This window comes from Aquimarina sp. AD10 (assembly GCF_003443715.1).
Taxonomy (GTDB): Bacteria; Bacteroidota; Bacteroidia; order Flavobacteriales; family Flavobacteriaceae; genus Aquimarina; species Aquimarina aggregata.
Genome location: NZ_CP031965.1, coordinates 3,832,478 through 3,857,134 on the forward strand (window position 1 = coordinate 3,832,478; position 24,657 = coordinate 3,857,134).

General features: G+C 32.0%; 27 protein-coding genes. 12 read left to right on the forward strand and 15 right to left on the reverse strand.

The features are described from left to right. Positions 1 to 87: 87 nt before the first annotated feature. From D1816_RS15880 to D1816_RS15900, 5 genes are all read left to right on the forward strand, one after another. Positions 88 to 732 carry a hypothetical protein gene (locus D1816_RS15880; RefSeq protein ID WP_118504081.1) on the forward strand — a complete coding sequence of 215 codons (645 nt, stop codon included), beginning with the start codon at positions 88 to 90 and terminating at the stop codon, positions 730 to 732. Between the two features lie 203 nt (positions 733 to 935). Next, a complete protein-coding gene (locus D1816_RS15885; protein WP_118504083.1) occupies positions 936 to 1,499 on the forward strand; it encodes a TetR/AcrR family transcriptional regulator in 564 nt (187 codons plus the stop codon). Between the two features lie 71 nt (positions 1,500 to 1,570). Continuing rightward, positions 1,571 to 2,122, forward strand: coding sequence for a carboxymuconolactone decarboxylase family protein (locus D1816_RS15890; RefSeq protein ID WP_066312176.1), 552 nt, complete (start codon positions 1,571 to 1,573; stop codon positions 2,120 to 2,122). Between the two features lie 206 nt (positions 2,123 to 2,328). Next, positions 2,329 to 2,979 carry a DUF2459 domain-containing protein gene (locus tag D1816_RS15895; protein ID WP_118504085.1) on the forward strand — a complete coding sequence of 217 codons (651 nt, stop codon included), beginning with the start codon at positions 2,329 to 2,331 and terminating at the stop codon, positions 2,977 to 2,979. After that, positions 2,980 to 3,879: a PD40 domain-containing protein gene (locus tag D1816_RS15900; protein ID WP_118504087.1), complete on the forward strand. Its 900-nt coding sequence runs from the start codon at positions 2,980 to 2,982 to the stop codon at positions 3,877 to 3,879. An 18-nt stretch (positions 3,880 to 3,897) separates the two neighbouring features. Here D1816_RS15900 and D1816_RS15905 read toward each other — a convergent pair whose 3' ends face one another. From D1816_RS15905 to D1816_RS15915, 3 genes are all read right to left on the reverse strand, one after another. Beyond that, on the reverse strand, positions 3,898 to 4,530 hold the full coding sequence (locus D1816_RS15905; protein WP_118504089.1) for a DsbA family protein: 633 nt from the start codon (positions 4,528 to 4,530) through the stop codon (positions 3,898 to 3,900). 81 nt (positions 4,531 to 4,611) lie between these two features. Beyond that, positions 4,612 to 4,959, reverse strand: a complete 348-nt coding sequence (locus D1816_RS15910; protein WP_066312185.1) for a hypothetical protein — start codon at positions 4,957 to 4,959, stop codon at positions 4,612 to 4,614. Between the two features lie 192 nt (positions 4,960 to 5,151). After that, positions 5,152 to 5,457, reverse strand: coding sequence for a helix-turn-helix domain-containing protein (locus tag D1816_RS15915; RefSeq protein WP_066312187.1), 306 nt, complete (start codon positions 5,455 to 5,457; stop codon positions 5,152 to 5,154). A 104-nt stretch (positions 5,458 to 5,561) separates the two neighbouring features. Between D1816_RS15915 and D1816_RS15920 the strand changes: the two genes are divergently transcribed. The 3 genes from D1816_RS15920 (at position 5,562) to D1816_RS15930 (ending at position 7,726) form a co-directional block, all read left to right on the forward strand. Then, positions 5,562 to 6,428 carry a GyrI-like domain-containing protein gene (locus tag D1816_RS15920; protein ID WP_118504091.1) on the forward strand — a complete coding sequence of 289 codons (867 nt, stop codon included), beginning with the start codon at positions 5,562 to 5,564 and terminating at the stop codon, positions 6,426 to 6,428. 66 nt (positions 6,429 to 6,494) lie between these two features. Continuing rightward, positions 6,495 to 7,376, forward strand: a complete 882-nt coding sequence (locus tag D1816_RS15925) for a sterol desaturase family protein (RefSeq protein ID WP_118504093.1) — start codon at positions 6,495 to 6,497, stop codon at positions 7,374 to 7,376. Next, a complete protein-coding gene (locus D1816_RS15930; protein ID WP_118504095.1) occupies positions 7,373 to 7,726 on the forward strand; it encodes a SnoaL-like domain-containing protein in 354 nt (117 codons plus the stop codon). The genes D1816_RS15925 and D1816_RS15930 overlap by 4 nt, the downstream gene beginning before the upstream one ends. A gap of 5 nt (positions 7,727 to 7,731) precedes the next feature. Here D1816_RS15930 and dprA read toward each other — a convergent pair whose 3' ends face one another. Together dprA and D1816_RS15940 are read right to left on the reverse strand one after the other, a co-directional pair. After that, positions 7,732 to 8,835 (reverse strand): DNA-processing protein DprA, encoded by a 1,104-nt coding sequence (dprA, locus tag D1816_RS15935; protein WP_118504097.1) that lies wholly within the window; start codon positions 8,833 to 8,835, stop codon positions 7,732 to 7,734. An 18-nt stretch (positions 8,836 to 8,853) separates the two neighbouring features. Continuing rightward, entirely contained in the window at positions 8,854 to 9,300 is a 447-nt protein-coding gene (locus D1816_RS15940; protein WP_066312194.1) for a GNAT family N-acetyltransferase, read from the reverse strand. Between the two features lie 231 nt (positions 9,301 to 9,531). On the opposite strand from D1816_RS15940, the gene D1816_RS15945 reads away from it, so the two are divergent. Together D1816_RS15945 and D1816_RS15950 are read left to right on the forward strand one after the other, a co-directional pair. After that, positions 9,532 to 10,527 carry an SPOR domain-containing protein gene (locus tag D1816_RS15945; protein ID WP_118504099.1) on the forward strand — a complete coding sequence of 332 codons (996 nt, stop codon included), beginning with the start codon at positions 9,532 to 9,534 and terminating at the stop codon, positions 10,525 to 10,527. A gap of 210 nt (positions 10,528 to 10,737) precedes the next feature. After that, positions 10,738 to 11,247: an acyl-CoA thioesterase gene (locus D1816_RS15950; protein ID WP_066312199.1), complete on the forward strand. Its 510-nt coding sequence runs from the start codon at positions 10,738 to 10,740 to the stop codon at positions 11,245 to 11,247. 24 nt (positions 11,248 to 11,271) lie between these two features. On the opposite strand, the gene D1816_RS15955 is transcribed toward D1816_RS15950, so the two are convergent. The 9 genes from D1816_RS15955 to D1816_RS15995 all read right to left on the reverse strand — a co-directional run bounded on the left by D1816_RS15955 (position 11,272) and on the right by D1816_RS15995 (position 21,169). Beyond that, positions 11,272 to 12,504 (reverse strand): murein hydrolase activator EnvC, encoded by a 1,233-nt coding sequence (locus D1816_RS15955; protein WP_066312221.1) that lies wholly within the window; start codon positions 12,502 to 12,504, stop codon positions 11,272 to 11,274. Further along, a complete protein-coding gene (locus D1816_RS15960) occupies positions 12,501 to 13,280 on the reverse strand; it encodes a DUF4292 domain-containing protein (RefSeq protein WP_233565201.1) in 780 nt (259 codons plus the stop codon). The genes D1816_RS15955 and D1816_RS15960 overlap by 4 nt, the downstream gene beginning before the upstream one ends. After that, a complete protein-coding gene (locus tag D1816_RS15965) occupies positions 13,280 to 14,653 on the reverse strand; it encodes a lipopolysaccharide assembly protein LapB (protein WP_118504103.1) in 1,374 nt (457 codons plus the stop codon). The genes D1816_RS15960 and D1816_RS15965 overlap by 1 nt, the downstream gene beginning before the upstream one ends. 35 nt (positions 14,654 to 14,688) lie before the next feature. Next, positions 14,689 to 15,705: a sugar phosphate nucleotidyltransferase gene (locus D1816_RS15970; RefSeq protein WP_066312226.1), complete on the reverse strand. Its 1,017-nt coding sequence runs from the start codon at positions 15,703 to 15,705 to the stop codon at positions 14,689 to 14,691. Between the two features lie 41 nt (positions 15,706 to 15,746). Then, complete coding sequence (dut, locus tag D1816_RS15975; protein ID WP_118506274.1) at positions 15,747 to 16,181, reverse strand: dUTP diphosphatase; 435 nt, start codon at positions 16,179 to 16,181, stop codon at positions 15,747 to 15,749. A 64-nt stretch (positions 16,182 to 16,245) separates the two neighbouring features. Further along, entirely contained in the window at positions 16,246 to 17,703 is a 1,458-nt protein-coding gene (locus D1816_RS15980) for an oligosaccharide flippase family protein (RefSeq protein ID WP_118504105.1), read from the reverse strand. 46 nt (positions 17,704 to 17,749) lie between these two features. Continuing rightward, a complete protein-coding gene (locus D1816_RS15985) occupies positions 17,750 to 18,241 on the reverse strand; it encodes a hypothetical protein (RefSeq protein ID WP_118504107.1) in 492 nt (163 codons plus the stop codon). Between the two features lie 139 nt (positions 18,242 to 18,380). Further along, entirely contained in the window at positions 18,381 to 18,842 is a 462-nt protein-coding gene (locus D1816_RS15990; protein WP_147405003.1) for a hypothetical protein, read from the reverse strand. Between the two features lie 479 nt (positions 18,843 to 19,321). Further along, entirely contained in the window at positions 19,322 to 21,169 is a 1,848-nt protein-coding gene (locus D1816_RS15995; protein ID WP_118504112.1) for a serine hydrolase domain-containing protein, read from the reverse strand. A gap of 164 nt (positions 21,170 to 21,333) precedes the next feature. On the opposite strand from D1816_RS15995, the gene D1816_RS16000 reads away from it, so the two are divergent. Both D1816_RS16000 and D1816_RS16005 read left to right on the forward strand, forming a co-directional pair. After that, positions 21,334 to 23,013 (forward strand): histidine kinase, encoded by a 1,680-nt coding sequence (locus tag D1816_RS16000; RefSeq protein ID WP_118504114.1) that lies wholly within the window; start codon positions 21,334 to 21,336, stop codon positions 23,011 to 23,013. A 3-nt stretch (positions 23,014 to 23,016) separates the two neighbouring features. Further along, positions 23,017 to 23,718, forward strand: coding sequence for a LytTR family DNA-binding domain-containing protein (locus D1816_RS16005; RefSeq protein ID WP_066312247.1), 702 nt, complete (start codon positions 23,017 to 23,019; stop codon positions 23,716 to 23,718). Between the two features lie 52 nt (positions 23,719 to 23,770). Here D1816_RS16005 and atpG read toward each other — a convergent pair whose 3' ends face one another. Continuing rightward, the gene (gene atpG / locus D1816_RS16010; RefSeq protein ID WP_066312248.1) at positions 23,771 to 24,631 is read right to left on the reverse strand and encodes an ATP synthase F1 subunit gamma; all 861 of its coding nucleotides are present in this window, start codon (positions 24,629 to 24,631) and stop codon (positions 23,771 to 23,773) included. Between the last annotated feature and the right edge of the window lie 26 nt (positions 24,632 to 24,657).

Below are 24,657 nucleotides of genomic sequence, written 5' to 3' on the forward strand. Positions count from 1 at the left end.
TGTTAAGATCTGTAAAATAGAGATGTCTATTTTATTTGATCATAATTGTTTTGAGAAATTAATCAAAAATCATCAAACTCTTAGTATATGATAAAGTGGACAGACATATTGATTAGTATATCAGGTGCATCTGCAATTTTTATTGCATTTTTAAAGTTTTTTGGAAAAAAGTTTATCGACTTATCATTTCAAAAAGAAATGGAAAATCATAAACAAACTTTGATTTCAAAAACAGAATACTTAAAAAACGAATTAGCTGTCTATACACATCAACAAAACATAAGATATAGTAGGTTAGATGAAAAAAGAGCTTCGGTTTTGGAACAAATATTTGAATCCATTTATGAAATTCAAAGAGTAATTTATGATGGGTTGGACTTTGATTCTAAAGACCCTGAAAATTATATCGATAATCTCATCCACTCAGATAATTTAACAAGTAAATTGTCTACTTTAATTAGAGACTTATCATTTTACCGTGGCGTTAAAAAGATTTACTTCACTTCTAAATTAGATAAGCTTTTAACCAACGCATGTGTAGAATTAACAAAAGTAAGAGAGATAACCTACACTTTAGAAAATTTCACTGAAATGCCTAAGGATGATTTAAAACTGTTACATCAAAAAACCCAATTAAAATGGGAAGCAGTTCACAAAATTTATACAACAAACTTTGGACCACTAAAAAAAGAAATAACAAAAGAGTTTAGAACACTTCTTGGAGTTAAGTAATGTCTAAAATAGATGAGTATGACAATTCTTATTTGAGTATACCTCATTGAGAAGTAGTATATTTTAGCACACTTCGACATACATCAAATAAAGAATCATCATAGTAAAAACCTATACTGATCTTTATGCACTCTTAAAAACAAAATGTTAAAACATTTTTTGTTTCTAAACGGTTGTTTAGATTTGTATGGTATTTAGAATATATGGCTCGAAAAAAAGAATATATTGAAGAAGAAGTAATTGAAAAGGCTATGAATTTATTCTGGCAAAATGGATACGAAACTACATCAATGCAAATGCTTGAAAAAGAAATGGGCATTAACAAATTTTCTATATATTCTAGTTTTGGCAGCAAAAATGGCGTCTTCCTTGAAAGTATAAAATGTTATAAAGAAAAATTAAGAAAAATTACCGATAAGCTAAAAGCCTCTTCTAATGGGTCTATAGGATTAAAACAATATTTCTATGATTTCGTAGAGTTTTCAAAAGAAACTAATATCGCTAAAGGTTGTTTAATCACTAATACCGCTAATGAATTGGGTGAAGATGCTGATCCTAAAATACAAGAAGAGTTAACCAAATTTATTAATACTATTAGAAGTTTGTTTGCAAATAATTTAAAACAAAATTCAACTCAAGATGATGCTACCTTGATAGAACAAGCAGATTATTTAATTGTTGCTATGTTCGGATTGTCTTCTGCCTCTAGAGTTTTTAATACCAAGCAACTAAACAATTATATAGAGAATACATTTACTAATCTTTAACCTTTTTTTTAATCCATAACTAAACGATCATTTAGTTTTAAATATATATAACAATAAAAATTAGAAAACCTATGAGTACATTACAAATTCACAGTATTGAAACAGCTCCAGAAGCCAGTAAATCACAACTAGAAGCATCTGTAAAAAGCTTCGGTATGCTTCCTAACTTGCACGGTGTATTATCTGAAGCTCCAGAGCTATTAGAAGCCTATAAAATGCTTCATGACTTGTTTCAACAATCTTCATTCAACAATGAGGAGTTAACAGTGGTATGGCAAACTATAAACGTAGAACATGAATGTCATTACTGCGTACCGGCACATACTGGTATCGCCCATATGATGAAAGTTGATCCAGCTTTAACCGAGGCTTTGAGAAATGATGAAACCTTACCTGATGCAAAATTGCAAGTATTAAAAGAAACAACACTTTCGATTGTAAGAAACAGAGGAAATATAAGTGGTGCAGAAATAGAAACGTTTTATGCAGCTGGTTATACACAAAGGCAATTGTTAGAGATTATTTTAGGGTTGTCTCAAAAAGTAATTAGTAATTATACCAATCATATAGCCAAGACCCCTGTTGATGATGCTTTCCAAAAATTTGCTTGGGAAAAGAAATAACTTCTAGTATTATTTAAACAAAAGTTATAGCGGCTTGAATTAACATTCGAGTCGTTACTTTTTTATGATTACTTCAATAAAAACCCTCATCCACCAACTTCAGTTTATATGCTTAAAATACAATTGGTTTTAAGCTATTTGTCACTTACTATCATGATTTTTACCTTTTAATTGTAAATCGCAGCTTATTTTTCTTAATTAGCAATATGGTCGAACTAAAAAAGATACTAAAATACATATCGTTTGTTGTGTTTCTTCCTATTACATATTTTTTACTATCCTTAGTTCTTAGTTATATCACTATAAATCCAGAAATAACAGGAACACATAAAAACTCGAGTATATACTTAGCATCTGATGGCGTTCATCTTGAGATTATTATCCCCAAAAACAAATTAGACACAGCACTTTTAAATGGTTTAAAACAAAATAGTCAAGAAAACTATTTATCTTTTGGTTGGGGAGATAGAACTTTTTACATCAAAGCATCCACTTCGTCTAATTTCACATTTAAAAATAAACTGCAAGCAGCATTTATGAATACTCCAACTTTATTACACATTAAAGGGTATTTTACTAAACAAAATGACTGGGTAGAAATAAAAATAACCGCCTCTCAACTTGCTACACTACAAACGTATATAAACAACACTTTTAAAAGAACAACTACACTTCAAAAAATAAGATTACCAGATATTAGCTATGGCACTACTGATAATTTTTATGAAGCTAACGGTAACTATAATTGCTTTAATACTTGTAATACATGGGTGAACGAAGGTTTAAAACAAAGCCAAATAAAAGCTTGTCTTTGGACCCCATTTGATTTTGGACTATTGCATATTCATAAAAAATAGATGAAAAAAACCTTACTAATTTTTACGGTATTCCTTTATTTGGGATGTACTAAAAGAGCCGAAACTCTGAAACCTAAAGAACAGTTCTTGGCGGGTCAGGTTCCTAAAGAAATTCCTGTTGCATTTATGCCTAATCTAGTATCCAAAGATTCTCTTATTCATAAAGGGATATTCTCTAATGATTATACAAGATATTACTACACTGTTTCTGACAAGAAATTCTCAAAATTTGATATCAAAATGATCCATAAAAAGAATGGTAAATGGTCGAAGCCTACTATTGCCTTTTTTAATAGTTCGTATAATGATCATGGTATGAGTTTTTCTCCCGATGGAAACACTTTATATTTTAGTTCAACAAGACCTACGGATATTAAAGGTATTCCGGATACCTGGCATTTATGGAAATGCGAAAACATAAACGGAAATTGGAGTACACCAAAATTCATAGACATTCCAAATTTAAGCAACAAACTAATTTCTCATCCAAGTATTACTGATAAAGGCACATTGTATTTTCATTCTAGCAACATAGATTACAGTGACATGACCATCTATTTTTCGAATCAAAAAAACGGCAAATTTGGAGATGCAAAAAAAGTACATTTAATACCACAACACTCTAATGGATATTGTACGCCCTATATTGCTCCAGACGGTACTTTCTTACTTTATGCCTCAATAGGTGAACCTCTAACACTAAATATTAGCTACAAAAAAAATGACAGGTGGTCAACGCCAGAACAATTACCATCCCCCATTAATCAAAATAATCAAGGAAATCCATATATAACACCAGATGGTGCTTTTCTTTTTTATACACATCAATATAAAGACGACAAGATGGGGTGGGACATATTTTGGGTATCTACAAAATCCTTTTTACATATTGAAGAATAATAAATCTCTTTTTGATTATTATATTAATTGACTTAATTTTTGGTCAAGCACCTCGAAATCAACATACCCATTTGATAATAAAATCCTGTCTTCTCCACTCTTCAATAGTGTAGCAGGATAACCTCGCACCCCATCAGAAGCCACTGTGGCAAATTCTTCTTTGGCTATCTTTACATATTTTGGATCTCTTATTTTTGTATTAAAATCATCTAAGTTAATATCAAGTTTTTGAGCATAGTTTGAGAAATTAGCTATATCATCTGGGTTTACACCATCAACATAAATTGCTTTATGTAGCATAGCCGCAAATGCCATTTCTTTTTCAGGATAGTTCTCTTTAACTACACAAAGAGCTATTGCTGGAGGCAAAGAATTTAATACCATCGTATTGTGTTCTAGTGATTCGTTGATAAATTTTTCACCAAATTTAGTTCCAGTTCGTTCCTCTACAGTTTTATATGCTCCAGCTTTTATGTAGGGAGCAATATCATTAATTGCTCCTACTCTATCTCCTAAAAACAATCCACCACTTACTACCTCAAAATCTATTATGTCTTTATACTTATGATAAATTTTCTCTATAACTGGGCTAAATCCATAACACCAACCACATAGTGCATCATAGTAATAGGTAATCTTGTGTTTTTTCATGAAAATAATATTATTTACAAATTATATATTCTAATATACCGAATCTACCAAATAACAATGAGTATATAGAATCATTGCTAATTATACACTCTTTTTTTCTGTTTCTAACTTTACTTGTAGTATGACATAAAAATCAAAAACCACCTCATTAATCGAATTTTGATTTTCGATATCAATTTTTGCTGCATAACTATCTAAAGTAGTATGATACCAGTCCCATAAACTATCATTTCGGTTTTTAAACCCCATTAACGATAAGATCATTGTACCTAACTCGATAGTAAAAGCAGAGGTGTCAAATCCAATTGTATGTAATTGGTTCACAAATTTAATATGTAGCAATTCATTTTTAATCAAAAACAAGATAATATCTTGTGATGTAGACAACTGAAACTTCGGAAAGTTTTTAGGATCCAGAACTAATTGCATCTTTTATTTATTTTAGATTTTTAAAATTATAGTATAAAATAGCGTAGTTCCCGGCCTTTGCTGAAAATATGCATTATATCTTAATGTCATACCAAGTGCTGTCTTTCTTATGAAAGCGGGTATAATTTTGCTCTTTGTTAGAGCGTGGCTTTAAAATGAAACGATTGGTTTAAATTTAAATATTGTACAAAATTACTTTTTTAATGTTCTTCGATAAGCAGCTTTTTCTTCTGCAACTTTTAATAGTTCTGAAGAGCAATCCATTTCATAAATATGCTTTGCCAATCGATCACTAACATATTCATCTTGCAATTCTTGAGCGCTTAGCTCAAAAATAGCTGCTAATTTACTAAGCCGCTTCTCGTCAAAATCACGTTTGCCATTTTCAATTTTACTCAAATTTGCGGCATCTAAATCTAACTGAGCCGCTAGTTTTGTTAATGTGAGCCCATTTTTGGTTCTAAGAAGCTTGATGTATTCTCCAAAAGTTTCTTTCATTTGACTTGTCAATCTTTGACAAAGATATTTTTTATTTTTTGATTGTCCAAAATAAACAAGTACCTATATTCAAGATATTAGTACCTTTCTCAAAAGCTATATTCATGAAAAATCTTACTCAATTAGATCGATATACGTCTTTACTAGATTTTTTAGATAAAAAATTCAAAGAGGATATTAATATTAATGATATTGAAGAAATCTCCTTTTATTCTTATCGAAACATTAATCGCATTTTCATGGCATTACATCATGAAAGCATCGGGAAATACATCAAAAGAATGAAGCTTGAAAAGGCAGCACAATACTTAAAATACTCTAACACTTCTATAACCGATATTGCTTATGAAATTGGCTATAGTGATATAGCCGCATTTAGTAAGGCATTCAAAAATCAGTTTAATTGCGCTCCCTCACAATTTCGACTCACTCAAGAAATCAAACATACTATCCAAAAAAAAAGCATAGATCATAAACATCCCTCCCCTTCACTAACTTATGAAATTGAAGAACTACCAAGTATCGCCATATTGTACCTAACGTACCAAGGCACCTATGACAACATAAAAGGTATTAAAGAAACCTGGGATCGACTTATAAATTATGCCACTAAAAAAGGCTTATTTAATAAGGATACTATTTGCCTAGCAGAAATACTAGACGATAATGAAATAACAGAAAATGTGTACTGCAGATATAATGCTGGGATTATTATTGAAAACACTAAAACTGTCGAATCAGATGGTTTGTTTAGAACTAAAATTATACCTGAGCAGAAATATCTAAAGTTTATTCATAAAGGTAGTCATGAAGATTCTCTACTCACCTATGATCGCATATACTCCTATTGGATCACAGATATATCTTTGGAACTCGAAGACAAACCGACTTTAGAGTTTTTTCTAAATGATGATGCTACTACTCCTGCGAGTGAACTCCTTACCGAAATTTACATTCCTATTAAATCCTAGATTGTCCAAAAATGACAAACAGTTGCGCATCTATCGTATATATTTTTGTGATATATACTTATGACTATGGATATAGAAGAAATTTTAAGTTTATTTGAGACTTCAGAAATATTAAATTATGTAGCTTATTTTTTTATTTTTAATAGCCTACTCACTCTTTTTGAAATTTTTCTGGATATTTTTACTTCAAAAGAACGTCGATGGAAAGATACGGGTGCTAATATTATAATCTTCTTTTTGGGGCAATTACTAGAAAAAACTATACTTGGCACTATAGGTATACTATGCTTATTGCCATTCTATTATCTATCTCCTTTCGAAATACCACTACATGGTTGGACATGGATTTTTAGTATTATAGCTGCTGATTTTACATATTATTGGATGCATCGACTTGAGCATGAACATCGGATTTTATGGGCAAACCATAGTGTTCACCATTCTTCGCAAGATTACAACTTAACCGTAGCAATGCGATTAAGTATTATAGAAGGCGTCATAGAATGGATTTTTCTTATACCGATGATACTTATAGGTTTTAACCCTTTTCAGGCAATAATTTCATTAGTTTTTGTAGCACAATATCAAACTTGGATACATACAGAACGAATCATCAAACTTGGATGGTTGGATGAAGTGTTTAACACTCCTTCTGTACATAGAGTACATCATGGATCTAATGATAAATATATTGATAAGAACTATGGAGGTATTCTTATTCTTTGGGATAAATTATTTGGCACTTTTCAAAGAGAAGAAGAAAAGGTTGTTTATGGTTTAACTAAAAATATACATACCTATAATCCCATTACAATTAATTTTATTGAATATAAAAACATCTGGAAAGATGTAAAACAATGCAAAACATGGAAAGATAGATTCAAAATCATATTTGGCAGTTTAATCTGGAGACCCGTTTATTTTAAAAATTCAAAACAACAATCATGATCACCAACATAGCGAACACTTTAGTAACATTACTTAGACAAAAACAATTTGTAGCAGCACAAGAACAATTATTTGCTCAAGATGCCATTAGTCTTGAACCCAGTATATATAAAGAACGATCTGTAAAAGGTTTAAAAGCAATACTTAAAAAAGAAAAAACTTTTTTATCTAACATCAAACATTGGCATCATTTTCAAGTTTCTGATCCAGTAATTAGCAAGGACTATTTTAGTATACGTATGATGACAGATGTAACTTTACTAACGAAACAAAAAGTTACTATTGATGAAATCATCATTTACCAAGTAACTAATGGAAAAATTAGCAAAGAACAATTCTTTTATCAATAATGTAATTACACGGCTTCAAAAAGTTTTCCTGGTAAAGGTTTTACAACGCCTTTAAGTTCCATATTAAGTAGTGTAGATGCTACTTTAAATGTTGGCATATCGCAGTGCAAAGCGATAACATCCAGCAATTCTTTTCCGCTATCATTAAGGTAGCTATAGATCTTTTTTTCATCACCTTCTAACTCGATAAAAAGTTTTTTTTGTACTACTTGATGTTCTTTTGTTTCTACATCCCAGTTTAGCATATAGACAAGATCAGCGGCACTAGTAAGCATATGTGCTCGTTGCGTTTTAATCAACATATTACAACCTTTACTTAAAATGTCATTAGCCCGACCCGGTACTGCAAAAACATCGCGATTATAAGAACTAGCAATATCAGCAGTAACTAACGATCCACCTTTATCGGCACTTTCGATAACAACAGTCGCTTCACTAAGTCCAGCAATAATTCGATTACGTCCCAGAAAGTTTTTACGATCAAAAGTATCTGTGCTCCAAAAATCAGTAAAGAAACCACCATTTTCTTCGATTTCGGCAACATATTTTTTATGTGCTTTAGGGTATATTTGATTTAATCCATGTGCAAGACATCCTATAGTTTGCAAATTGTTTTTTACTGCAGCTCTATGTGCCGTAATATCTACCCCATAAGCAAAACCAGAAACGATAACAGGATTAATCGGAGTCAAAGCCTCTATTAGTTCTTCACAGAACTGAACCCCATAGCGAGTCACTTTACGCGTACCCACAATGCTTATTATTTTTTTATGCTCTAAATCTATGTTTCCAGAACCAAATAAAACAACTGGACCATCTATACAATGTTTTAGCTTTTCGGGATACGCTGCTTGATCATATGTCCAATATTTGATGTTATTATCGACAACAAATTTCAATTCGTTTTCTGCAGCTTTTTGATGTTCAGGATTGTACAAATCCTTAATTTTTGTAGTTCCTATGCCATCTATTTTCAAAAGATTGCTAGGCTTTTCAGTAATAACCCCTTCTGCAGAACCTACAGTATGTATTAGTTTTTTAATCGAGCTATCTCCTAGGTTAGGAACTTTTTTAAGCGCAAGTAAAGCAAGCAGATTTTTGGTGATCATGTACAACTTAGTGTTTAATTATTTTAAGATAAGGTCACAATTTAGTTCCACATCACTAATATTGGCTCCTATTTTTTTATAGAACTCTTGTGCATTTTTATTCCAATTAGATACTTGCCAACGTACTCTATTACAATTTTCTTCTTTAGCCAGTTGAATTACAGCGTCAATTAATCTTTTACCAACACCATTCTTTCGAAAAGCCTCTTTCACAAATAAATCATCCATATAAAGGGATTTTCCAACCCATGTGTGGTACGAAAAAAAATAGGTAGCATATCCAATGATTGTATCATCATTGGTATGGGCAACAAAACCATTAAAATAGTGTTTTTCTGCATTCATTTGGGCTACAGAATTTATCATTTTGTCTTCACATTCTTCAAAAATGGCAAACTCCTTAAATAATTTTATCAATTCAGAAAAATCCTTTTCGCCTGCATTTCTAATTGAAATAGTACTCATACATTTTGTTATTTTATTCTTTAAAAACTAGATAATGACCTTACTAGCGTTACTTCTATATTTTATCAAAAAGAATAGCTTGTAAATTTGAAATAAATAATACGTATACAAGAAACAAAAAAAAACAAGACTGTTAATAAAATCACAGACTATTGTTCTGATCGGTTTCATTTTTTCATACCTTTGAAATAAGGAAACAACACTAACAAACATCATATTTTAAGGGGTACAATGAATAACACAGCTACATATATAAGCGAATTATTATATCGATACGAATGCGTAATCTTACCCGGTTTTGGCGCATTTTTAACAAGACGTCAATCCGCTACCATTGAAGAAGCTACACATTCTTTTTACCCTCCAAAAAAACTAATTTCTTTTAATAGTCAGTTAAAAAATAATGATGGATTACTAGCTAATTATATTGCTGCTGCAGAAAACATATCTTATACAGATGCCGTTGCAAAAATTCAGCGCTATGTATTATCTCTAAAAGAGCAAATAGGGCAAGGTAAACGAATCACTTTAGACAAAATAGGTTCATTTTATTCTTCTGTAGAAGACACATTACAATTTGAACCATTAGATGACGTAAATTACTTGTCAGAAGCCTTTGGTTTAAGTTCTTTTGTTTCTCCTGCCATAAAACGTGAAGTTGAGATTACACGTGAAGTGTATAAAGAAGAAGTTGAAGCTATTGAAGAAGCCATACCGCTTACTTTTACTCCTGAAAAACGAAGAGAACAACCATATTTGCAATATGCAGCAATTGCAGTTGTAGTTTTAGGTTTGGGTGGTTTTTTTGGTTTGAATCAAGTAAGTAATCAAAACATTACATACAACGATACTCAAAACAACGAAGCTGATATAGAAGTTAAACATAGAATACAAGAAGCTACTTTTGAAATTTCAAATCCTTTGCCAGCAATAAACCTTGTTGTATCTAAAGAAGAAAGTTTAAAGAACAGCACAACTTCAGAAAGCATATCTGAGAAATACCATATTATAGCTGGAGCTTTTAGAATTGCTTCTAATGCAGATAACAAAGTACAAAAACTTATCTCTAAAGGATATGATAATGCTCGTCTTATCGGCAAAAACAAATATGGACTTCATCAGGTTGTATACCAAAGTTATTCGAATCGAATAGAGGCTTTACAAGCCTTAAGAAAAATCAAAAAAGAACAAAGTCCTAAAGCTTGGATGTTAGTTCAAGAATTATAATCGGTATTCTATAAAATTTTTCTTTCATAAAAAGACCCAAAACACTTCATTTTTAGCACTATTTTGGTGTATTTTGTTTTGTCTTTTCAGTTTATCTATAAAATCTTACAGAAATCTTTAATGCTACGATTATAGGCTTAATTCACTTTTATTCAATCGTATAGTAAAAGTTCTCTCAGCGTCACTATCTTTGTCAAAAAAAGTATTTCTATGGAAGTTAGACACCCTTCAGAATCTCTTGCTATACTCACTGATTTTGTACTAACCGGCGAGACCAATTCGTTAAACAATTTATTCGGAGGAGAGCTATTGGCTCGTATGGATCGCGCTGCAGGAATTGCTGCAGGAAGACACTCTCGTCGTATTGTAGTAACTGCATCTGTAAATCACGTAGCATTTAACAAATCTATTCCTTTAGGAAGTGTTGTCACAGTAGAAGCAAAAGTATCAAGGGCGTTTAACACCTCTATGGAGGTTTATATAGATGTTTGGGTAGAAGATCGCCAAAGTGGTGAAAAAACAAAAGCTAATGAGGCCATATACACTTTTGTGGCGGTAAATGAAACTGGAAATCCAGTAGCAGTACCCCTTATAGAACCACAAACCGCATTAGAAAAAGAACGTTATGACGCTGCTTTACGAAGAAAACAATTAAGTCTTGTTTTAGCTGGAAAGATGAAACCAAACGATGCAACAGAGTTAAAGGCGTTGTTTGTTTAATTTATAGTACATCGTATTTTGTGCTTACATCTTATACACCCAAGTTTGGGGATTTAAACGTTTTGCATTCTGGTAGATTAAAAACTTCATAATAGCTCTACCGGTAGTTGGATTTACTCGTACTTGACCTATTGATTGTTTTGTAGCTACCTTTTGTCCCTCTTTAACAGATATGTTTTCTATATTATAATAGGTAGTAATATAATTACCGTGTCGTATTTGCACTAGGCGGCTGGCTCCTCTTAGTTTTTGTATAGCGATGACTTCGCCTTCAAAAATAGCTCTAGCCTTCTCTCCTTTTCGAGTTTCTATCTCTACACCACTACTATTAATCTGTATGTTTGGAAGCGTTGGATGTGGTTGTCGTCCAAACTTTTTGGTTACGCGCCCAGTTCCTACAGGCCAAGGCAGTTTTCCTTTATTTGAAGTGAAGTTATCTGCTAATATTTTTGCTTCGGCAGTTAACGCAAATGTTGTAGCAGATCCCTTTTTTGTAACTTTTTTACCTGCTTTTTTATTTGCTCTGGCGATTGCTTCACGAATTAACTTTTCGATAGCTTTATCTATCGCACTAGCCTGCTCTTGTTTTTTCTTAATTTGTTTGGTGTAGGTTCCTCGCTTTTTGCGAATAGAAGCCATTAAAACTTGTTGCTCTTTCTTCTCTTCTTTTAGCTTTTCTTGAGCATCCCGATTTTCTGCAATAAGTCTTTGTTTATCTTCTTTTTGATTCGATAAATTAGCATTTAATCTTTGAAGTTCTTGCGTATCACTCTCTATTCTATCTGCCTGATCTTTGCGGTGCTCGTTGTATTGCTTCATGTATTGCAATCGCTTATAGGCTTGTGCAAAATCTGATGAAGACAATAAAAACATAATCCTACTTTGATGTGATTTACTTTTATAAGATTTAATCACCATTTTAGCATAATCCTCTTTCAGCGCTTTTAACTCTGTACGATACGCCTCCATCTTTTTGAAATTAACATTAATTTCACGCGTTAATAAATTAGCTTGTTGATTCGTAATCTTAATAAGGTTTTGTCTTGTATTGATCTGTGAGTTAATTGTTTCAACCTCATCAAGAACCGAACGTTCTTTGAGTTTGTTATTTTCTCTCAACTCGATCATTTGTTGGATCTCTTCTCTAAGACGCTGACGTTCTTCTTCTAATTGCTGTTGTTTTTTACTTTGTGCAAATGATGGTGTACACATGCATAACAGCAAACCAATCAAATATGTAACTTTTAGAACCCTCATTGAATAGTAACTTCCTTATAGCCTGATGGTATTTTAAACGGAAAACTTACCTTAGCATTGTAATCTACTGCCTTATATTCGATATCAATTCTTGTAGTTTCATCTCCTTGTACAGCCTCTATACCAATTTGCTTCGGAAAATCCTGATTGCCAATTTTTTGATACGTGTGATAATTTATAGCAAGATTTCTATTTTCTATAGGTTGCTTTAATTGTTGAGATGCCATCTTAAAACTGTCTGGGCGTATTAAAAACAGCCGTTCAAATAGTGCTAAGTCTGCCTTAGGAACTAATTGGTATGCTTGATCTGCAACTGTAGATTTATACTTATCTTTTCTTAGATTAAATAGCGCTTGTCCTAATAACATTTGCTGTACTTTATCAAAATCCAGATCATTAGTGCCCAGCCATTCACTTAAAACCGTAAAATCTCCTTCAAAATAGGTGTTATTTATTTTCTCGTAATAGCTTACTTTTTCTGGAGTGATCAGGACTTTTGCCAGAGGTATAATCATTTTAACACTAATCCAAATGGCTTTATCTTTTTCCATTCTTAATGTAACTGCAGGGCTATATGAGTTTTTACCATCATCATATTTTACTCTAAGTTTAGCATTAAGTGTTTCAAAATTAAAAGATCGATTATAATGATTAGCAATGATCTTTTCTGAACTTAACTTTTTAAGTCTAGTACCTGTTACTGCATTTGTACTTTTACAAGAACTAAGCAAAACCAAAGAAAATAACATATACCCTACTATCCTTATTTTACTCATTAAGATTTTTTCTGAAGTTTATTTGATTTTTCGAGATATTCTGCTCCTTTTTTTTCGTTACCTGTTTTAAGATATGCTTCTCCTATTTGCTTATAAAAATCAGCTTCCATTTTAACATCATCTATCACATAATCTATACCTAACGATAGAATATCTATTGCATCTTTTGCCTTTTCAAGTTGAATTAAAGAAACTCCATTTACAAGATAAAAAACAGGCTGTGCAGGGTACATTTCTATTGCTAATTCGCTTCCGACCTCTGCTTTCTCAAATCGCTTTAAGTCCAATTGTAAAAGCAAAATTCTTTTAAGAAGACCAAAATCATTTGCATTACTTTTTATACCTCTTTCATAAAAATTAAGCGCCTGCTCTTTTCTATCTTTCTTATAATAAAAGTGTCCTAATTCTGTAAAAACCTTAGCATTATTACTATTACCCGACAACAAAGAAATAATTCCTGTTAGCTCTGACTCATATTGCGGATTTTTATCTAAAAACGGAAGAAAATCATTAATCACCTTATATTTAGATTCTGTATCTATTTTATCACTTTTTAAAGTAATTTTCATAGATTTAATTGCTTTTTCAGTCTGATTATCTTCAAGATAAAACTTATACAAAGCCATATGTGCTAACTCTGATTTTGGCTTTTTGGCTATTAGTTGTTTTGCAATGCTATACGCTTTCTCTTTTTGATTATCCTTACTATATAAGAATATAAGGTTAAGGTAGTTTTGTTCTACTTTAGGATTTTGTTGTATTTTTTTTTCAAGAATAGCAATACGACTATTTGGATTTGTAATTTTTGAAGTTATTCTTTGTCTTAATTGATTTCGATAAAGATCAGTACCATACTCTTCGTTTAATCCATCAAGCACCGTTAGTGCTTCATCATATCGTTTTTCAAGAAAATACAAATTTGCCAACTGTTCTTTAAACATGGTATCAAAATCAACAAGCTTTTCGACAACTTCGATACATTCACTATACTTTTGTTGCTGAAAATAGACTTCGTATAAAAGTTCTAGAACATGCCTATCACTTGGCTTTGCTTCTAGTACTTTATTAAGGTTTTTCTCGGCTTGTCCAAACACTTTTAGTGCCAAATAGTTTTTACCCAACTCATGATATAAAAAATCAGGTTTTGGATCTAATGCAATGCATTTTTCTAATGATAGAATTGCCTTGTCATAATTAGTAATTGCTTTTTGTTTCAAAGCTTCAAAAAAGTGTTCTTGAAATTCGTCTGAAACATTACCCAAATCATCAATATTAATCTCTTGCTTAGGTTCGATATCTTGTGCTACTGCATACGTATATCCAATTCCAAAGAATATGTAAAATAGACCTATATGTTTCCAACTCCTAAGCATAAATTGTATTAAGGGTATTCTTATTTAATCATAAATTATTCTAAAACCGAGTAATCACCAATACTTATTGTTGTGTGACTCCCATTATACACGGCATTATTACCGATCATAGCATTATCTAAGGTAGCGTTTTTTATGACAGTTTTAGTCTGCACAAGGCTATTTTTAATGGTTGTATCTTCTAGAACACAATCATCACCAATTGAAACATTAGGACCAACCGTTGTATTTCTTAGTGTGACATTGTCTCCGATATAACATGGTGGTATTATTGTAGCATTCTCTTGAGTAATAGCACCGCTTATTAATTTTTCTCCATCTTTTTCTAAAAAACCTAGCATTCTAGTATTGGTTTCTACAGTAACATTTTTGTTTCCGCAATCCATCCATTCGTCTACCTTTCCTGTCACAAAAACTTTGCCATTGGCCATCATTCTTTTGATACCATCATTAATTTGATATTCTCCTCCATTAATAATGTTATTGTCTAAAACATATTGTAGTTCATTTTTTAGTACTCCAACATCTTTAAAATAATAGATTCCTATCACTGCAAGATCCGATACAAATTCTTGTGGTTTTTCTACCAATTCTACGATTTCTTTATTATCGTTAAGTTTTACCACACCATAGGCTTCTGGTCTATCTACTTGCTTTACCCAGATTGCGGCATCTGCATCTTTATCCAAATCAAAATCTGCACGTATCAACGTATCTGCATATGCTATAACAGCAGGTCCAGAAAGTGATGGTGCAGCAGACATAATTGCATGCCCAGTTCCTAATGGTTCGTCTTGTCTATAAATAGAGGCTTTTGCCCCAAGGCTTTCTGCCAAAGATGTCAAACTAGAAACCACATCATCACCAAAAAAAGCAGGGTCGCCTAGTATAAAAGCGATTTCTTCAATGGGTTCTCCTAAAACTTTAGCGATATCAGACACTAAACGATGCACAATAGGTTGTCCTGCTACTGGGATTAAAGGTTTTGGAACAGTAAGCGTATGAGGCCTTAATCTAGAACCTCTTCCTGCCATAGGTACAATAATTTTCATGCTATTTTTTTCTTTTTGATTGATTTTAAATGCTATTCTTATTATTTGACTCCCGTACTACCAAATCCGCCTTCTCCTCTTGAAGTTTCAGACAATTCAGCAACTTCTAGCCACTCTGCACGCTCGTGTTTTGCAATCACCATCTGCGCAATTCTTTCACCATTTTCGACTACAAAATCCTCATTAGAAAGATTTACTAAAATTACACCTACTTCTCCTCGATAATCTGCATCTATAGTTCCTGGTGCGTTTAAAACTGTTACTCCTTTTTTTGCCGCTAATCCACTACGAGGTCTAACTTGTGCTTCATAACCCACAGGAAGTTCTATAAATAATCCTGTTTTGATAATGGCTCTTTCTAAAGGTTTTAACGTAACTGGTGCATCTATATTTGCTCTTAAATCCATCCCTGCCGAGGCAATAGTTTCGTAATGCGGTAACTCGTGAGATGATTTATTTATTATTCTTATTTGCATACTACTAGTTTTAAACGATACAAATCTGTTTCTAAACATAAGAAACAACGTTTTAGTAATTCGTTTATTTTTTTAAAATCTGTTTTAATTCTTTTCCTTCAAAGGCGTACAAAATTACTAAAAACACAAGTAACAGGGGAATAGAAACCATATAATTACTATCAAAAACATAAAATGACAGTATTGAAAAACTAATTGATGTGACAAGATACATCCCAATCTTCTTTAGGTTATATGGAATTGGATAGTATTTTCTTCCAAAGTACCAAGATAAAATCATCATAGTCCCGTAAGCTGACAATGTAGCAATCGCAGATCCTACATAAGTATATTTAGGAATCAACAAAAAATTAAGTGTTAGGGTGATTATTGCACCCGTTACCGAGATATATGCGCCAAATTTTGTTTTATCGGTTATCTTATACCAAACTGATAAGTTGTGATAAATCCCCAGACATAAATTAGCCAATAAAATAATTGGCACTATTATCATCGCTTCCCAAAATGTTGAATCGGGAATAATTAATTGTTTCAAAAAATCAGAAAAAACGACTACTCCAAGCAATATACAACTACCCAAAATTGAAAAATACAATGTAATTTTTGCATATGTTTCTTTTGCATTTTTAGAATTTGCATGATTAAAAAAGAAAGGTTCTATACCTAGCCTAAACGCGGTGCTATATAATGTCATAAAAACCCCTAATTTATAGCAGGCTGCATACACTCCTACCTCACCATCTGCAATATTTTCTGGCAATAAATATTTCAGAAGTAATTTATCAAACGCTTCATTAATTGAAAAAGCAATTCCGGCTATTAATACCGGAAAAGCATATTTAATCATTGATTTCCAAATAACACTAGTAAATCCAAATCTGATTTTAGCATAGATAGGAAGCAATAGTAAAAGTGTAACTGCGCTTGCAATTAAATTTGCGATAAATACATATATGACCTTATCGTTTTCAAAATAAATTGAATCCCAAAAAGTATCATTTCCTATGGCTAAACGAGGTAGTATTAAAAAGAAGAAGAGGTTAAACCCCAAATTAATGATAACATTAAAAATTTTAATTACGGCGTACCGCATCGGTCGCTCATTGATTCTAAACCAAGCAAATGGCAGCACTACTAAAGCATCTAAACTTAGGATTAATAATCCAAATACAATATATTGAGTTTCAAATTCTAGGAAGGTTGCTAATTCATTTCGGCATAAAATCCCTATTCCTAATAGAAGAATTGTCGTACTGGTTAATGACGTTAAAGCGGTAGATTGTACACTGTTTTTCGTTTTTGGATCTTTACTTACGAATCTAAAAAAGGCAGTCTCCATACCATAAGAAAACAATATATTCCCGGTAATTAACAACGCCATAATAGATGCATAAACCCCATATTCATTTTTATTTAAAACATCTACATATAGCGGTACTAACACGATACCAAGAACTCTTGGTAACACAGTAGCCAGACCATAAATAAAAGTTTGCTTAAAAAGTTTCTGAAATATGCTCAACTGGTAGTTTAATTGTATGGGTAAAAATACAATTTTATTGCCTCAATTACATTGGAAAGTTTTTCAAGGGTTTTTCTGGTAAATTATCTAGTTTAAAGATTTCTTGTTTATTGTCTTTAGTGTATTCTATGACACACTCTCCTTCTTTTAATGCAAACGGAATCTTTTCGGTTATCCCCGGAGGTTTATTTTTAAACTCTTCTTTGGGGTCACTACTCATGATAAGATCGTTTATTTGTCGGGGATACATGTAATGCCCTATATAAACTGTTTTGTTAGTAGATTCAGGAGCTAGTTTTACCTTTTTGCCTTTGAAATATGCATACTTCAAGTTAATTCCTGAAGTATCTTTAAGTTCTATAGCGATCAAAAAACCATTAGCGCCACCTTTAACTCCAGATAAAATTTTCTGAAAGTACGCTTCTTTAATTGGTAAAGGATTTTTCATATCTAATTGTTGACCACTAGCACATTGTATATGTATCATAAACAAGAATAAAGATCCTATTATTGTGCCCACTGTTCTCAAAGTATTCATATGTAATTGCTTTTAACTACTCTCAAGATATCAAAACTAATACCATTTTGTAATTTTAGTAAAGATAAAAAATTGAAAATAGGCTTAAAACAATTATTTCAATGGTTACTTATTAATCTTAAAATCTATTTTAATTCTATTATTTTTTAACCGATTGACGAACTCCAGAAATACAGATTACATCATCGCCCGATAAATGTTTTACTGCTACATATACTTCTTTAGAATCCTCTAAAAACTCAACAGTATATGTTTCTTCTATATCTGAAGTACTTAGTATTCTAACCCCATAATTTATGAGTTCCTCTTCTGCGATAAAAGAAAAACATTTTTCAATTACAATAGATTCTGCTATACCCCAAATCCATCCTGGATTATCTAATGTATTGGTAGCACCATACATTCTAATAGCACCTGTTCTTGGTATTGAATCCAAATTGTACAGTCTTACGCCGCAAGTTTCATCATCTTTATTAATAAAATCTGCACAAGGATCTTCTTCGATACGGTCATCAAAACTTGTATTGTCATCATTATTACAAGAGACGAGCATGATAGCGTGTAAAAAGACAACCAGTAATTGTATGTGAGATTTTTTCATAATCAGAGCTTAAAATTATTCGTACACCCTTTAGACTGTCTAATTTGTAAAAGTTGCGTCATCAATTAAAAAAAGAAGTTTAAACTAGTTGTCCGCTCAACAAATGCAGTTTATATGTTTTATGCATATAGTCTTCATCAATAGAGCCCCGGGGTGTAATTTTAGGCTTCGCAATCTAAAATTTGAGCTACCTATACCATGCTATGAGCCTTTTTAACCTTCCGTTGGGTCATTTTGACGAAGTGTTGAATCTTTGGGGTGTAATTTTGGGTCAATACGGTTAAAATTTGAGCCCTATAAGTTAAAAATTAGACCATGCCTCTCTAATTTTAGCGCTCTGCCGTCTAAAATTCGGTCTAACAGGTCCAACCGAGGGCCTTTTTGGCCCAACGGTAGGTCTTTAGCACTTACTTAGCACTATTTTTTGTTTATTTATACATCTTTTTGTTTTCGCCAGCAATGTTATTCTGAGCTTATCATTATAATTTACGAGTTAATTCTAAAACTTTTTGCGCCACGCGTTCCTTGTAATCATTAGAAGTATTAAGTGCTGCTGCTTTTTTATAATTAGCGATAGATTTTTTTATGGCTCCAGTTAACTCATAAATCTCTCCTAAGCTATCATATGTATTATATGATGATGAATGTTCTTTTGCATTAAACTCTAATACTGCAATAGCTTTTTCCATATTATTTTCTATATAAAACTGATATCCAAATTCGTTAAGCATTGCTTCATAATTTAAACTAGGTGCTTCTTTTTTTACTTTTTTATATGTGATTATCGCATCATTGATGTCATTCTGCATAAAAGCATTGATCAACTCGGTTTTATGATTTCTAACAGCTTCTTTTTTAATAATCACTTTATTTTTTTTATCTACATCTCGATAAATTACTATTCCTTCGAATTTATTTGTTGCACTTAGATTAAACTGTACATAGTTTGGATAATCTTCAATTTTAAAAGTGTTGTTGCCCAAGTAGAACATTTTATTTTTTTTCTTATTTAATATGAATTCAAACAGAGGAGAATTAATGTATACCTCTCCATTTTCTTCGAAAATTTTATCGATGACTTGAGCACTAAATAAAAAATCTAAATAAGGTCCTTGAATGGCTGATATCAATTCTTGAGGCGCTTTATGTAGTAGTGATTTTTGAATAGGTTTTTTCCAACCGCGCATGGTAATTACCTCGTTTCTTAAAAACCCCATTACTGGCATTCTATTGGGTTTATCTCCGTTAGCTAATATCGCAATCCCATTACCACCGTTCATGGTTGCCATAAATTCTCCGCCAACTCCTGTATTTGATCCCCCGTGAGAAAACCAATCTAGGTTACCGATTCCAAAAGATCTTCTCCAACCAGCGCTCCAACCCCCAATTTTGTCAAGAGTAACAATATCAGTAATTCTTTTGGCGACAGCATTTGATATTACTTTGTTGTTTTTATTACGTAACGCATTTTGCATTTCGATAGCGATCACAGATAAATCCGATGGCGTAGACCACATTCCGGATGGTGCAACTTGTGGAGTAATAGGTAATCCTGTTTTAATAATCTCTCCTTTACTATTGTGCACTTTTGCAACATTGGTAAGAAAACCATCCTCATTTGGCTGTTTCATAGTTGTGTTTTCTAATCCAAGAGGAGTCAAAATATGTTCTTGCATTAATTCTGATAATGGTTTTTTGAAATGATCCTCTAAAGCCATCTGAATAATTACATATCCACCACCACTATACTCCCAATCTGTTCCTGGTTCAAAAATAAATCCAATTTCTTTATCATATCTCGGAAGCAGTTCTCCTTTTAAACTCTGCACAATAGTTGGGATTTTATCACCTTCGTAAAAGTCAGCAAAACCTCCTTGAGTAGTTCCTGCCGTATGTGATAATAGTTGCATCCAAGTGATTTGACCTGACTTTTTAAAATTACTTTTTGGCAACTTCCAACGTTGCAGATATTTTGAAATTGGACTATCTAAATCTATTAATCCTTTCTCTTCTAAAACTCCACACAGCATTGCCACTACAGCTTTTGATGTAGAAGCTGTTGAAAATGATGTATTGGCATCTATTTTATCATCAGAATTTGCAGCTTTTATACCCCACTCTTGTGTCCAAATAACTTTATAATCTTCAAAAACAACTACACTTAATCCATACAGCTTATGCTTTTCCATTTTTTCTTTAATAGTTACCGCCAAAGCATCAAATTCTGAAGATTGTTGAAGGTTGCTATTTTGTTGTGCATTAATTTTAAATGTATAATCGCTAACTACGATTATAAGGGCTACAATTATAAATTTTATCGTTTTCATAGTAATAATATATTAGTTCGTAAATTGATTTTGATACAAATTCATGTTTTATTTACGAGATTAAAAGTGTTTTTTTACCAACTGCTCTATAGCTATTTAAACTGCATTTTTGAACTCTATTTTTAAACTAACTTAGCCGTTGATAATCGATTTATTTTTAATACATGCTATATAAACTGTTTAAAAAGTTGTCTTTTCTTATCATCGTCTTGCTTGTGATTTCATGTCAAGATGATTACCTGGTGTTAGCACCTAAGGCCAAATACAAAATAGGCGATGATCCTTCATGGGCACAGAAAAATTTTGATGATAGTACTTGGGCAAATCAAAGAGACAATTATAACGATCGCATTTTTTGGGTACGTATGAAAGTTGTACTTCCTGAAGATCCAGAACCATTTAAACCACAAGGTGTACTTGTTTATGCTTTTGGCGCCTATGAGCTATATTGGGATAACGTTCTTATTGGCACCAATGGGACGCCTGGTAAAGAAAACAATATTGATAAGATAGGCGAGGTTGATAGGTCCTTTATCATTCCTCATCATTTAGCAAAAAAAGGAGAACATAGCGTAGCATTTAGAGTATCACAAAAATATCATCCAGATAAAGACAGAGGATTTGGCTTGGTTTTCTCAAATTACAAGAACTTAATTCAAGCACCTCTTGTATTAACATCAATTACATATATTCTGGCAGGTGCTTTTTTCCTTACCGCCATTTACTTTTTTATACTTTATTTCAATAATCGAAAGTTTTTCCCTGTTCTATTATTTAGCATTTGCTCATTTCTCTTCTTTCTTTTAATCATTATAGAATATGTCAAATTCTATCTCCCCATACATTACAGTGATTTTTATATTAGATTAGAAATTATAGGAGTATTGACCTTTTTGATATCATTTTTGATACCTGTTTATTTTTCTATTCAGTTTTCACTTCCAAAAAGAAAAATACTAGTCCCATTATACTTTCTTTTTTTGATTTTACTTTACTTTCTAAATAGAGGTCATTATGATTTTACTACCAAATTACTAATCGTTAGTATGTGGATAGCATCTGCAGGTATTGTTGGGCATGCTGTTTTTAGAAAAAAATCACAGGCTATCGTTGTACTTACTACTCTATTAATCAATGTTCTATTATACAATTTCTTAGCATATGACATGAGTTTGATACTAAGTTTTACGCTTCTTTTACTTTGTATGTTCTATCTTCTTGCACTACAAATACGAGAACAACGTAAATCGTATGAGCATTCATTACTACAAACCAGTCGATTAAAAAACGAGTTACTAAAGAAAAAAATACAGCCTCATTTTTTAATGAATACACTTACTTCACTAATAGATTGGGTAGAAGAATCACCTGCCAAAGGGGTTAATTTTATAGAGGCTTTGGCAGAAGAATTTAATTTATTAAACCAAATCGAAGACAAAAAACTAATCCCGATCACTCAGGAAATACAACTTTGTAAGAGTTTTTTAAATATCATGAAATATAGAAAAGAAATCGTTTACTCATGGGATGAAAAGAACATTGATCAAACCAAAAAAATTCCTCCGGCTATAATTCACACTTTAGTCGAAAATGGCATCACACACGGTCTCCCTAATGAACATAATGAAATAAGGTATCGATTTAGTCATGAATCTGATTCTGATAGCACCAAATACATTTTACAAACCATCGCTTCTCTAAGAAAACCTGATAAAAAAATACAAGATGGAACAGGTAATGCGTATATAAAAGCTCGATTAACTGAAAGTTATGATGAAAAATGGCACTTTACCTCCCAAAAAACAACCAATGGATGGGAAAACACAATAACAATATATCACTAGTTTATGAATATTTTAGTCATTGAAGATGAATCAAGAATAGCTAAAAGAATTTTGAGAATGACTCGAGAATTCTTTTTAAATACGTTAAATGAAATAACACATATAGAGTCATTACAAGAAGGTATAACTTATATACAACACCATAAGGTTGACCTGGTACTCCTAGATCTTAATCTTAATGGAGATAACGGATTTGATCTTTTAAAAAATACAGTTTCTGAGTCTTTTCATACCATTATTATATCGGCATATAAAGAACAGGCTTTAAAAGCTTTTGAACACGGTGTTTTGGATTTTGTTCCCAAACCTTTTAATAAAGAAAGGTTAGATCTTGCATTTAATCGCGTACTTAATAAGGAAGATATACATACAAAAAACATTAAGTTTTTAGCCGTAAAAAAGCGTGGAGAAATTCAACTCGTTACTATAGAAAACATTATTTATATCAAGGGTGCTGGTATGTATTCAGAACTTGTGCTTACTAATGGAAAAAGCTTTTTACACGACAAATCTCTAGAAAAACTAGAGCAATTGCTTCCAGATACTTTTATTAGATCACATAAATCTTATATTCTAAAAATTGAAGAAATTAATGCTATTAAAATCAGTTCGGGTAGTAAGTACTTTGCAGAGTTAAAAAATGAAGAATTATTACCTATTGGGCGAACGCGATATAAATACTTAAAAGAAAGAATGTTTAAATAAAAAAAGCCTCTTCTGTAGTATAGAAGAGGCTTTATAATATGATTTAAAATAATTAGTTATTCAATGCTTCTGCACCACCAACGATCTCTAAGATCTCATTAGTAATTGCAGCTTGTCTTGCTTTGTTATAAGACAATTTAAGCGCATCTCTAAGCTCTGTAGCATTATCGGTAGCCTTATGCATCGCTGTCATACGCGCACCGTGCTCAGAAGCAAAAGAATCTCTTATAGCCTTATACAATTGTGTCTTTAATGACTTTGGAATTAACTGTTCTACAATTTCTTCTTTAGACGGCTCAAAAATATAGTCAACATTAGTGGCAGTACCACCTTCTATAGGAACAATTGGTAAAAACTGTTCTGTAGTTACCTCTTGCGTTGCAGCATTTTTGAACTTATTATATACGATTACAATCTTATCGTAAGAACCGTTTGTAAAGAACTCCATTAATTCTTCGGCAATAGCAGCTACATTAGCAAAAGTAAGATCATCATACACCTCACTTTTATTAGCTACTACTGTGTGTGTTTTAGAAACTACATCGTTGATTTTTTTACCTATAGTAACAAAATCTACTTGTTTTCCTGCATAGTCATTTTCATACAATCCTTTAACACCTTTAGCAATATTAGTATTAAAAGCACCTGCTAGTCCACGATTAGAAGCAATCCCTACAACCAATACTTTATTTACTTCGCGTTGCTCTGCATAAACACTAGCACTATCTCCTTCTAGAGAAGCACTTAAGCTTTGTAGAAGCTCTGTAAGTTTATCTGCATATGGTCTCATAGCAGTAATCGCCTGCTGTGCCTTGTTCAACTTTGCGGCAGATACCATTTTCATGGCACTTGTGATTTGCATCGTTGAAGATACAGAGGTAATTCTACTACGTAATTCTTTTAAATTAGCCATTTCTTATAATTATGAATTCTGAATTC